Source organism: Candidatus Phycosocius bacilliformis, from assembly GCF_003112735.1.
Taxonomy (GTDB): domain Bacteria; phylum Pseudomonadota; class Alphaproteobacteria; order Caulobacterales; family Aquidulcibacteraceae; genus Aquidulcibacter; species Aquidulcibacter bacilliformis.
The window spans coordinates 63,915-74,830 of the sequence record NZ_BFBR01000012.1; the positions used below are offsets into that span (position 1 = coordinate 63,915).

At 56.4% G+C, this 10,916-nt stretch carries 8 protein-coding genes and 1 tRNA gene; 4 read left to right on the forward strand and 5 right to left on the reverse strand.

Annotated elements, in window-relative coordinates:
- Positions 1-100: 100 nt before the first annotated feature.
- From PbB2_RS15165 to PbB2_RS15175, 3 genes are all read left to right on the forward strand, one after another.
- On the forward strand, positions 101-997 hold the full coding sequence (locus PbB2_RS15165; RefSeq protein WP_108986224.1) for a haloalkane dehalogenase: 897 nt from the start codon (positions 101-103) through the stop codon (positions 995-997).
- The gene (locus PbB2_RS15170) at positions 994-1,413 is read left to right on the forward strand and encodes a DUF1330 domain-containing protein (protein WP_108986225.1); all 420 of its coding nucleotides are present in this window, start codon (positions 994-996) and stop codon (positions 1,411-1,413) included. Before PbB2_RS15165 ends, PbB2_RS15170 begins: the two co-directional genes overlap by 4 nt.
- Positions 1,414-1,488: 75 nt before the next feature.
- A complete protein-coding gene (locus tag PbB2_RS15175) occupies positions 1,489-2,088 on the forward strand; it encodes a P-loop NTPase family protein (RefSeq protein WP_108986226.1) in 600 nt (199 codons plus the stop codon).
- Here the strand turns inward: PbB2_RS15175 and PbB2_RS15180 are convergent.
- From PbB2_RS15180 to PbB2_RS15195, 4 genes are all read right to left on the reverse strand, one after another.
- Positions 2,046-3,263 (reverse strand): serine hydrolase domain-containing protein, encoded by a 1,218-nt coding sequence (locus PbB2_RS15180; RefSeq protein ID WP_108986227.1) that lies wholly within the window; start codon positions 3,261-3,263, stop codon positions 2,046-2,048. The two genes, PbB2_RS15175 and PbB2_RS15180, sit on opposite strands and share 43 nt — an antisense overlap.
- Before the next feature lie 163 nt (positions 3,264-3,426).
- Positions 3,427-6,417 (reverse strand): TonB-dependent receptor domain-containing protein, encoded by a 2,991-nt coding sequence (locus PbB2_RS15185; RefSeq protein WP_108986228.1) that lies wholly within the window; start codon positions 6,415-6,417, stop codon positions 3,427-3,429.
- A gap of 283 nt (positions 6,418-6,700) precedes the next feature.
- Positions 6,701-7,345 (reverse strand): GNAT family N-acetyltransferase, encoded by a 645-nt coding sequence (locus PbB2_RS15190; RefSeq protein ID WP_108986229.1) that lies wholly within the window; start codon positions 7,343-7,345, stop codon positions 6,701-6,703.
- A gap of 36 nt (positions 7,346-7,381) precedes the next feature.
- Positions 7,382-8,812: an L-serine ammonia-lyase gene (locus tag PbB2_RS15195; protein ID WP_305790479.1), complete on the reverse strand. Its 1,431-nt coding sequence runs from the start codon at positions 8,810-8,812 to the stop codon at positions 7,382-7,384.
- A 121-nt stretch (positions 8,813-8,933) separates the two neighbouring features.
- Between PbB2_RS15195 and PbB2_RS15200 the strand changes: the two genes are divergently transcribed.
- Positions 8,934-9,008 (forward strand) — tRNA-Val (locus PbB2_RS15200).
- A gap of 331 nt (positions 9,009-9,339) precedes the next feature.
- On the opposite strand, the gene PbB2_RS15205 is transcribed toward PbB2_RS15200, so the two are convergent.
- Positions 9,340-10,164, reverse strand: a complete 825-nt coding sequence (locus PbB2_RS15205; protein WP_108986243.1) for a flagellin — start codon at positions 10,162-10,164, stop codon at positions 9,340-9,342.
- Between the last annotated feature and the right edge of the window lie 752 nt (positions 10,165-10,916).

Below are 10,916 nucleotides of genomic sequence, written 5' to 3' on the forward strand. Positions count from 1 at the left end.
CTACGCCCGTCGGCCAGCCTTGATCACACTTTTGTCAGCACATTGACCCCGGTCGGAGATTATTGCACATATAGTGCCAAAATAATCGAGGGGGGCGATTGTGAGGATTTTGCGCACACCAGAAACAGCTTTCGAGCAACTCGAAGGCTTTGACTATATCCCACGATTTCTGACCATTAGCGATGAAGCTACTGGGGCACCACTGCGCATCCATTATGTCGATGAGGGCCCGCGTGAGGCGCAACCAGTCCTGATGCTGCATGGTGAACCGACTTGGTGTTATCTCTATCGCCACATGATACCCGGAATTGTCGCAAACGGACTACGGGCCGTCGCACCAGACCTTGTCGGGTTTGGCCGATCCGACAAACCCGCCGCCAGACAGGACTATAGCTATGCCCGCCAAGTTGCTTGGATGCGAGCCTGGCTTGAACGCTTGGACCTCACCAATATTGTCCTTGTCTGTCAGGATTGGGGATCGTTGATCGGCTTACGTCTGCTGGCTGAAATGCCAGACCGCTTTGCCAGCGTCGTGCTGTCGAATGGCGGTCTGCCCGCTGGTCAGACTGGACCACGCGCCTTCCGCATCTGGCGGGCCTTTTCGCGTTTCAGCCCATTCTTCCCCATTGGCAAAATCGTTCAGGCTGGAACGCGACGCAGATTAAGCGCAGCCGAAATTGCTGCCTATGACGCCCCGTTCCCATCTTCGGCCCACAAGGCCGCTGCCCGTGTCTTTCCCTCACTGGTTCCTTTGGGCGATAATGAGGCTGTTCCAGATCAGCTCAAAGCGTGGGCTGTGCTTGATCGCTGGGAAAAGCCATTCCTTTGCTGTTTTAGCCATGCTGACCCGGTCACACGCGGGGGCGAGCGTTTGTTCATCGCACGGGTACCCGGAACCAGAGACCAACCACATTCCACCCTCCGAGGCGGCCATTTCATCCAAGAGGATGACCCTGACGGCTTTGTTGCCGCCATCATGAAAGTGACACAACAATGATCGTAACCAATGAAGTTTTCCCAACTCCCGAACGCGCCCAGGCCTTTTTCTCAGCAGAGGAGGATGGTCCATTCTGTATGGTCAATCTTCTGAAGTTCAAAGAAAAGGCGACATATCCAGATGGCTCAGACCCCGATCTTTCCGGTCGCGAGGCCTATCTACGCTATGGTGCAGCTGTGATGGGATGCCTCGCCAAAGTCGGCGGAAAGGCACACTTTTCGGCCCAAGTCACCGAACTTCTCTTAGGTGAAGTGGAAGATGTATGGGATATGGTCGCGATCGCCGAATATCCGTCTCGCGCGGCGATGATGGCGATGGTGCAGTCGCCTGAATATCAGGCAATTGAAGTCCACCGGCTTGCCGGTCTGGCTGGGCAGCTCAACATCCGCACCAAGCTCATGGGTGCGCCGGGCTAAATTCAAGCCGAGCCGGCTAGATTACCCCTATATTTCAGGTTAGGCAGCAGGAATCACGTTTGGGTTTAGCCGCACATGACCACTGCCCTCGCCGCCAAGCAACCCACCCCGCAAGACGGTCTTCGCGTGCTGGTTATCGGGACGAGCGGGTCCGGCAAATCGACCTTCGCCAGCCGGCTCGCCCAAGCAACGAAACTTGAGTATTTTGACCTGGATGTGATGAATTGGCGTCCGGGATGGTATGGCCGCTCGACCGAAGAGCCCTCATTGTTTCTCGCGGATGTGGAAGAGGCTGTCGCGCGGCCAAATTGGGTTCTCGCGGGCAATTACGCCATTACGCGCCCGATCACTCTGCCGCGCCTTACGCATTTGGTCTGGCTCGACTTACCCTTGGGGCGTGTGATGCGCCAGGTTATCATGCGCTCCATTCAACGTGCATCTTCCGGCAAGGATGTGTTTCCCGGCTGCCGTGAAACATGGGGACGAATGCTTGATCCCGAACATCCAATCCGTTGGGCCCTATCAACGCATAAAGGCCGCCGACCGCGTCATCAGGCCATGGCCGAGCAAATAGCTGCGTCGGGCGGGACGATCCTGCGCTGCACGGATCAAGCCAGCGTGACAGCCGCCCATCATTTATTGGTAGGTGAGGCGCGCGTGCGTTCTGCGGCCTGAGCCAGCAGGATCACATGGGACAAGGGGCCAAAACCTTCACGATAGCCCTGCATCGCATTGGTCTGGCCCACCGAGCGTGCAATCGTGATGTCCAAACGCGGGCAGTGGAATGCTGAGGTTCCCCAAAAGCCGCCATGTCCCCAGCAGACCTCACCATGGAGTTTCACCGGTTGAATACCCAATCCATAGCCCCCGGCATTGCCGTCTGGCCCCGGTGTCTGCATGATGCCAGCCATGGAAACAGGATTTTTGAACACCTCCCCGCGAACAATGGCGCGTGTGGCACGTCCCAGATCATCCATGCTCATCACAAGCCCGCCACCGCCATATTGGTCGTACGAGACATCTAAGCCAGTATCATCAAGCAATCCGCGCCATTGAGTCGCGCGCCGGGTCCCCGCAGGAACGGGTTCCATCGCTTCCCAATAGGTTTCATCCGCTCCCAAGGCAGGCCAATTGAGCATTCGGCGAGCAGCTTGCCCGATCGTGGGGTGGCCAGCAGCCTGTTTGATGATGTCAGCGGCCAAAAGATAATTGGTATCGGCATAGCCAAACTGCTCGCCCGGCCGACCGAGATCCCCAAATCGGGCAGCAAACCAGATTTCCTGCTCCGCGGTCCAATGCGGGGCGAAACCCAAGACATTCGGCCCAAAAGTCAAAATCCGAAAAGGCAACACCGAGGCATAATCGGGGATGCCTGAGGTATGGTTGAGGAGCTGGCGCAGGGTGATGGTGTCGAGTTGATAATTCTGTTCGCTTAGGATGGCGCGAACTTTCGGTGACAGATAAGGCCCGATCGGGGCATCAAGTCTGAGTTTTTCAGCCTCTACCAGTTTCATAACCATCGCAGCCACAAAAGGCTTCGTGTTTGACGCCACGCGGACGTCATCGCTGGGCTGAAGGCCCGGCCCAGCCACCAAAGTTTGATCAAGACCAAGGCTCGGCGCGCGCACGTAAAGCATTTGGCCTGGTAGATTGGGATTAGCTTTGGTTTCGCGGTCCAGCTCACCCTGAAGGACTTTGAGGGCGGGGGCTCCATCGGATGGCAAATGCCAGGCGACCTCCTGCCAACCGGCGCGCTGGCCCGCCAGCCAGAACGACACAGTTACAATCATAACCACCAGTAAGGCGATGAGGAGGCCGGCACGAAAGAGGAGGCGCGGAAGAGAGAGCATGAGGCAGGGTCCAGCTAAGAACGATGGTCTGGCATGCTGCTACCGCTAACGTCAACGTCACACCGGGGAACATTTCTGTCCATGGCAAGGCCGGGTCGAAAGCGCACAAAAAAACGGCCCGCCAAACAGGCGGGCCGTTAAACGAACGGCATATGTGCCGGGCTTACATTTTCCAAACCAGATTGATCGCATAACGGCGACCAATGATATCATACTGATTTGGAAGCGTATTGGCATCTTGCTGGGCTGACCCGAGGATAGGGGGGTCTTTGTCAAACACATTGATGACAGTCCCGCCGATGCGCAGATTGTCGTTGATGCGATACGAGAAGCCGAGGTCAAAATAGTCCCAGGCATCAATATGCTGAACCGCATTCAAGTTCGGAGCGACATTGCGCCACTGAGGCTCTGGTACACGCTTGATCAGCGCATCAACTTGCCCCTGATAACGCCAAGCACCCCGAATGGTCAGCGGCCCATCGGTCCAAGCCACGGCCAGATTAGACCGGAATGCTGGGATCGCACGGATCCCGGTCCCTGCATCCGAACAAGCACCACCGCCAAAATCGCCCGCGCAGTCGAACAGATTGTCGGCAGGGAACAACAGGCGGACGAATGAATCAACCGTTCCACCTTGGAAGGAGATGTTGATCCGGTCGCCCGGCAATGCCTCTGGCAGTTTCGCGTTATAATAGATCGAGAAATCAATCCCCGACGTCTTGAGCAGTGTCAGATTGGTATCGCGTTGGTCGAACTTAACCACCCGGCCATTGGAGTCACGGGTGATTTTACGGCAGAGTGCGCTGTTGGGGTCTTGCAACACCAGATAACAGCTATCCATCAATTGGATCGGGGTAATCGAACCAATCGCATCGTCAATCTGGATGTTGTAATAATCCACCACGATAGACAGGCCAGGCACGAACTGCGGCGTCAACACAAAGCCATATGTGTAGGTCTCACCCGACTCTGGCTTGATCGCTTCGCCACCGCCCTGCACTGCCACCGCATTGTCGATTAGTGGCAGACCGGTGCCAACCACGGGGATATAGCCCGGCGTGGAGGGTGCCCCCAAAGCTTGGCACAAGGAAGTGGGCACGTTGAACCGGGCCGGATCAGAGCAATAGTCGGTCGGACGGCCTGTGCCCGTGATCGGAGCTTCAACTGCGGCACCGAAGAATTCCCCAATATTGGGGCCGCGTACAACAGTCTGTTTCGAACCGCGCAGCCGTAGCGTGTCATTGACGGCCCAGTTCACACCCAATTTCCACGTATCATAATCGCCTGAGCGGGAATGATCACTCCAACGACCGGCAGCTTCTACGTCAAACTGTTTGAAGAAGGCCTTGTCAGCCAAAACAGGCAGACGCAACTCGCCATAATATTCGGTCAGCTCAAAGTCAGCCACCAAATTGGCGCGCGCGCCCTGTGTGTGCAGCGTATCGCGGGTGAAGGCACGGGGACCGAATACCGAATTGCCAAACTCTTCACGCCGCTCTGCGCCGATGGCCCAACCGATTGGGCCGCCGGGCAAGCTGAAGAAGCCTGTCGTGTCACCAGAGATATTCAGCGACAGAATGTCCTGGTGTCGATTGCGCTTGTTGAACAATTCGCTGGTGTTGCCGTTGATCCAAGCCACAGCTGCAGCACTGGCTGCACTGGGGCCAAACAGGTTGAAGGGCACACAACCACCCGAAGGATCCACGCAAGCCGGCTGGCCGCCGACCGTGGTCGCATTGGTGGCTTGCAGGAAGCGGCTCCACGAGCCCCAGCCAATACGTTGAACCTCTTCAATGCTCTTACCCGTCACATAGGATAAATCATAGCGAATCGTGTCGGTCAGCTCACCACGCACACCCAAAACGAGCTGGTGACTGGTCCGCTCCGTCTCATCACGAATGGGCCCCAACTCCAGCAGAGTCTTGGCCACACGGAAGCGGGCTGCATCCGTACCCGGTCCAGTCCCTGCAGCATTGAGGTTGAACAGCGAAGTCCCGCCAGTTGGATTGAGGATCGACAAAATGGCCGGAGTTAGGAAAGGATTTGTGCGTTGGATGAGCACGTCGGCCTGAGTGATGAGGTTGGCACCACCGGCTGTCACGGGCAGAACGGCTGCCCCATTCCCATTGGATCGAACGGGGACCTGCTGGCTCGTGTTATTGATCAGCGAATAGGTCCCGCGGCCATAGAATTCAGCCCATTTCGCGAGCTTGAAATTCCCGAAAACGGCATAATTGGTGCGATCATTCGGGTTTTGGAAAGCTTCAAACTGCGAAAAGGCTTGCGTTCCAGCTGTGGTTCCAAGTGTACCGTCAGCGCCAAAAGCAAATGTCGGCGCAGCGGCACCGCCAGGTGCAGTCGTCGCATTAGCCCAGCGGGTGAATGCACCCCCAGCAGTTGGGAAGGTCTGGATGAATTGGCCTGCGTCATTGACTTCAGGAAGCGCCCAAGCCCGGTCAGTGCGCTTCAAATCGCCGCGGTCCGCGTAGCTGGCATGGACCACGATATTGGCTCGGTCGTCAAAGAAGTTTTTGCCAGCGGTAATGCCAACACTGTAGTTTTCGGCATCCCCTTGCTCTGAAATCCCGCCGCTAATGGCGACTTCAACGCCTTCATAGCGATCCCGCAAGATATAATTGGTCACCCCGGCCACAGCGTCTGCGCCATAAACTGCGGCAGCACCCCCCGTCAGGGTTTCAACCCGGGCGATCAAAGCGGATGGGATGGTGTTCACATCGGCTGAGTTGCGGAAACCGTTGGGCGTAACCCGCTGGCCATTGACCAGCACCAAGGTGCGGTTCTGACCTAGGCCGCGCATGTCGAGGGTCGACGCGCCATGGGATTCCAGCAAGGTCGGGTTGGTGGTTGCCCCATTGGATGGCAGGAATTGGTTTTGCTGTTTGAGAACTTCATCAATGTCGATCAGGCCTGTGGCGCGAATATCTTCTGCCCCGATCACGCGGACCGGCGAAATCGCCCGATTGGTCGCGGTTTGGATGCGCGAACCTGTAACAATGACCGTCTCGACTTGCGGGGTTTGCCCGCCCGCAGCACTCCCGGAATCTTGCGCTTGAGCGAGAGCTGGAAGCCCTACGACTAAGGCCATCGTACTCGCCGTGAGAATGAGTGCCTGCTTGTGATTGCGAAGTTTCATCAATTAATCCCCCAGGTCTTTAGAACTTGGCCCGCCGCCGGGCCAAAAAGCACAGGTATTCAAACACAAAGATAGCAAGTGTGCACACACACTGCCGATTTAGCGGCAAACCGAACCCGGAATTCCGGCATCAGACCTCTACCACAAGCGGTCCTATTGCCAGAGATTGCTCCGGTTTGAAAATTAAAATGATATATTCATAGGCCCAAATAGGGTCACAAATACGTCATTGCCCAATCGCCGAACACATGGGTCTTTACCGTTTAGTAAATGAAAAATCAAATCAGAGAATGCCTGATCTGGGTGCGCGCCACATGCGCTCTAATTGCGGAGCTTTTTGGTTGCCACGATCCCGGCCACAGGCAAAAAAGTCGAGCGTTTCAAACCCGTGAGCGCGATAAAAGCCTTGATTGGCAGGATTGGAGTTTTCCAAATAAATCGGCATTTGGTCGCGATCACATGCCGCCAGCACAGGTGCCAACAGCATTTTGCCAACGCCCTTGCCGCGATAGGCCAACCGGGTGCCCAAGGTGAAGAGATACAAATGGGGCTCTTTTGGATGGTGCGCCTGCATTGTGTCGCCCGCCTCCAGCGCCCGGCCAATCGCACCGATCGCGCCCGTGCGCACGAGAGCCCAAGCGATTTGCAGCACAGCCGATACGGAAACCTCACCAGGGGCTCCCCAAGGCAGCCACATGGCAGCGCCGCCATCTCCCACCATATGGCATACCCCATGTCGGAGATAATGGGTGCGCGCCAGCAGGGGAAAGACCGCGTCAAGAGTTGCTGGGGATCCAAAAATCCAGCGATTGACTGGGTCCTCATAAAAGGCTTCAGCCGTGATGGCACCCAATTGCCGCCAATCCTGCATCCGAGCCTGTGTCATGCCGGCGGGCAAATCAATCTGCATGTCCCATTCCTTCGCCATCAACCAGACAGGAGCCTTGCCAAACAAGTCGGGTTGTCAACACTCCACCACATTAACCGCCAGACCTCCGAGACTGGTTTCCTTGTATTTCGATGACATATCGAGTCCAGTCTGGCGCATGGTTTCAATCACCTGGTCGAGGCTCACACGCGCGGCCTCATGACTTTGCAGTGCCAATCGTGCCGCATTGGCGGCCTTTACTGCCGCCAGAGCATTGCGCTCAATACAGGGGATCTGCACGAGTCCTCCTACCGGATCACAGGTGAGGCCGAGATTGTGCTCCATGCCAATTTCGGCAGCATTGGCCACTTGCGACGGTGTACCGCCCCAGACTGCCGCCAAAGCGCCTGCCGCCATCGAGCATGCAACGCCCACTTCGCCTTGGCATCCCATTTCGGCCCCAGAGATTGAAGCGCGCTGTTTATAAAGAATACCGATAGCTCCTGCCGTCAGCAGAAAGCCATGGACCGTTTCACGTGGCGCTTTGACGTCAAGCAGATAAAAGCGCAAAATGGCCGGGATAATCCCTGCTGCCCCATTGGTCGGGGCCGTTACCACCCGTCCCCCAGCTGCATTCTCCTCGTTCACCGCCATGGCATAGGCATTAAGCCAGTCAAACAATGTCTCGCGCTCATTGGACATCGGATTGGCGATCAATTTGTTATAAAGATCTGGCGCGCGACGGCGAACGTGTAGGCCGCCGGGTAAAATTCCCCGCTGGGTCAAGCCGCGGTCAATGCAAGCTGCCATTGCTGCTGCGATGGCATCTAGGGATGCAAGCGTCACCTCGCGCGGGCGCTTGCGCGCTTCATTGGCCAGCATGACATCGCTGATCGCTAAATTGTGGCGCGCACATAGCTCAAGCAATTCACGGGCAGATCGAAAAGCCATCGGCCCTTCTGGTCCCCCACCTACCAGATCATCCGGCAACGGGGTCTCCAATTGCTTTTGACTGGCGATGAATCCACCACCGGTGGAATAAAAAGTCTGATCAGCCACAAGCGCACCATCTGACCCGAACGCCTGTAGGCGCATGCCATTGGGATGCAGTGTGGGCACCGTCTCATAATCCGCAACCAAATCAGTGCTGGGGTCAAATGTGATCGACCGCCCGGTCGGCAAACACAAATTGGATGTTGCTTTCAGGGCGGCGAGTGCGGCCTCTGCAGCAACTGGGTCGGTGGTCTCAGGGACAAAACCCAGAAGACCCAAGCAAATCGCTTCGGGCGTCCGGTGACCCGCCCCAGTATAGGCAAGTGAGCCTTGGGTGGAGATCTGAAACCGATGGACATGATCGAGGAGGCCAGCTTTCTCAAGGTCTGCAAGAAAGCGATTGGCAATCCGCATCGGCCCGACGGTGTGGGAGCTTGATGGGCCGATGCCAATCCTGAAAATGTCCAAAGCTGAAATCACTGACCAACCTCCCTGCCCCTGATGCGCGGGTTTGTATGGACCAAACCGGCGCATCCTGCCAAGCTGCCGTTGCCTGCAATGGGCCTGAGCCAAATGCTTGCAGGTCAGGCAGTGGTCGGTTATGAACCCGCCTTCCCGACGGACTGCCCAAGTGGCAGCCCATCGCCGAACAGGCGGGCGCGTAGCTCAGCGGGAGAGCACTACGTTGACATCGTAGGGGTCACAGGTTCAATCCCTGTCGCGCCCACCATTCTTTGGTCTGGACCCATTTCCCATTCAATCGCACCTGTTTGCAGGATAGGCTTCAAGCAAACTGGCCACACCTGCCCGTTGATGATGGATCATGCGGCATAAGACACGTCCTAAGGGACAGAAAAATCTCGTTTAGAGTTTAGATGCCTAGGACCCGACGACAATCGTAAGGCAAAGAAAAGCCCGGGCTGGTAGGGCCCGGGCGAGGTAAAAGGTGCATGTATGCAAGATGGGTTCAGGCCGGCACACACCAGAAGAATTCTTACTGCCAGCATGACGGACCAGACGACAAACCCTACACGGCCCTGAACCCTGTCATTGTGTGACGCTTAGCGGAACAAGGACAAAACCGATTGTGACGAACTGTTCGCAATCGACAGAGCCTGGATCCCCAGCTGCGACTTGGTTTGCAGCGCCTGCAGTTTGGCGCTTTCTTTTGCAAGATCAGCATCTTCGATCGCGCCAATACCATTGGTGAGGGCGTCTTGCAGCTTGCCGATAAAGGTACGGTGCACTTCCAAACGCTTGGCACCCGCACCCCATGTCGCCAATTGAGTTCCCAGATTGGTGATGGACGTGTTGACCAAACCCAAGGCTGTGGTCGCATTACCAGCTGTATCCAATGCTGAGCCTGTCGTAACCGTCACCACCGAACCGCCAAGCGCCAAGCTGGCCCCAGCGACGGTGATGGTGTTCCCACCCGCGGCATCGCCCAGCGCCACAGCATTGTTTGGCGTACCGGCGATCATGTTTGCGCCGTCAAACACGGCGTTCGCAATCACGCTGGTGATCTGATCACGCAGCTGCGCAAAGTCAGCAGCCAATGCGGATTGAGCTGAGGCTGACAGACCTGCCTGAGACGCGGCCAACGCCTTACCCTTCATCTCGTTAAGCAATTCCATGATGCTTTCGCCGGCTGAAATCCCGGTGTCGAGGATCGACGCAGCACGGTCGGTCGACTCCCGCACCCGATCATATGCGCCCACATCAGACCGCATCTTATTGGCAATGGCCCAAATGGCACCATTGTCTTTGGCCGAGGCGACCTTCTTGCCCGTTGAAATGGCATTTTGGGTCTGCTCGAGATCCGAACGAGTCTGGTTGAGGGTTTGCAGCGCCACCATGGCACCTTGGTTGGTATTAATACTGAGCATGTTCTTGCCCCATTCATACAGTTTACAACCCGCTTCTAGCAGGCCGCGCTTACGATAAACGCTGGGTAACATTACCTATCAGTTATAAACGAGTTATTGAGAAACATGGTTAATATTACCCGCAAGTCACAAATACCTGTGGTGTATGCAGGTATTTGCAGGAATTATGCAGTTCACAAGCGAAAAGTGGGAATTTCAATCATCCTCAAGCTCAGCACATTCCGGTCGTCGGGTATTTCCACACTTCTACCGATCACCAGCAAACCACGCATGTGCATCAGCCCAGAGCGTTGATTGGGTCGGACGGTTCGATCAAATTGAATCAGTCGTCGGCATATCCAGCAGGTGCCCTTATCTTGCACCAAGGGGCTGCGTCAGGCGCATTAGGTCCGAGTTGCATGGTTACGACCAGAAACCGCTCCAGAATGAGACAGTGCGGGCATGAGTGGGCGCGAATTCGTGACGCGCGTGACGCGAAATGGCTCGCCTGTGAAGCGAAATACCGCGAATCCCCCGCTTTTTGGCGGATTTCAATCTGGCATCGGGCTTGCAGACCCCTCTTTTATCTTTGTCTGTACGGAGCCCAAAAATGACAAAAGCCGAGACAACCGGCCTCAGCAGGATCGACAGTTCGCGTTATGCGCGTGCGGCGTTTGGTCTGGCGGCGGCGAGTTTGAGCCTTGCGGCGCTGTTGGCGGCGGTGCCTGCCCATGCCCAGCAGAACCGGGCCGGCTATGCCAATGAGTTTTCCC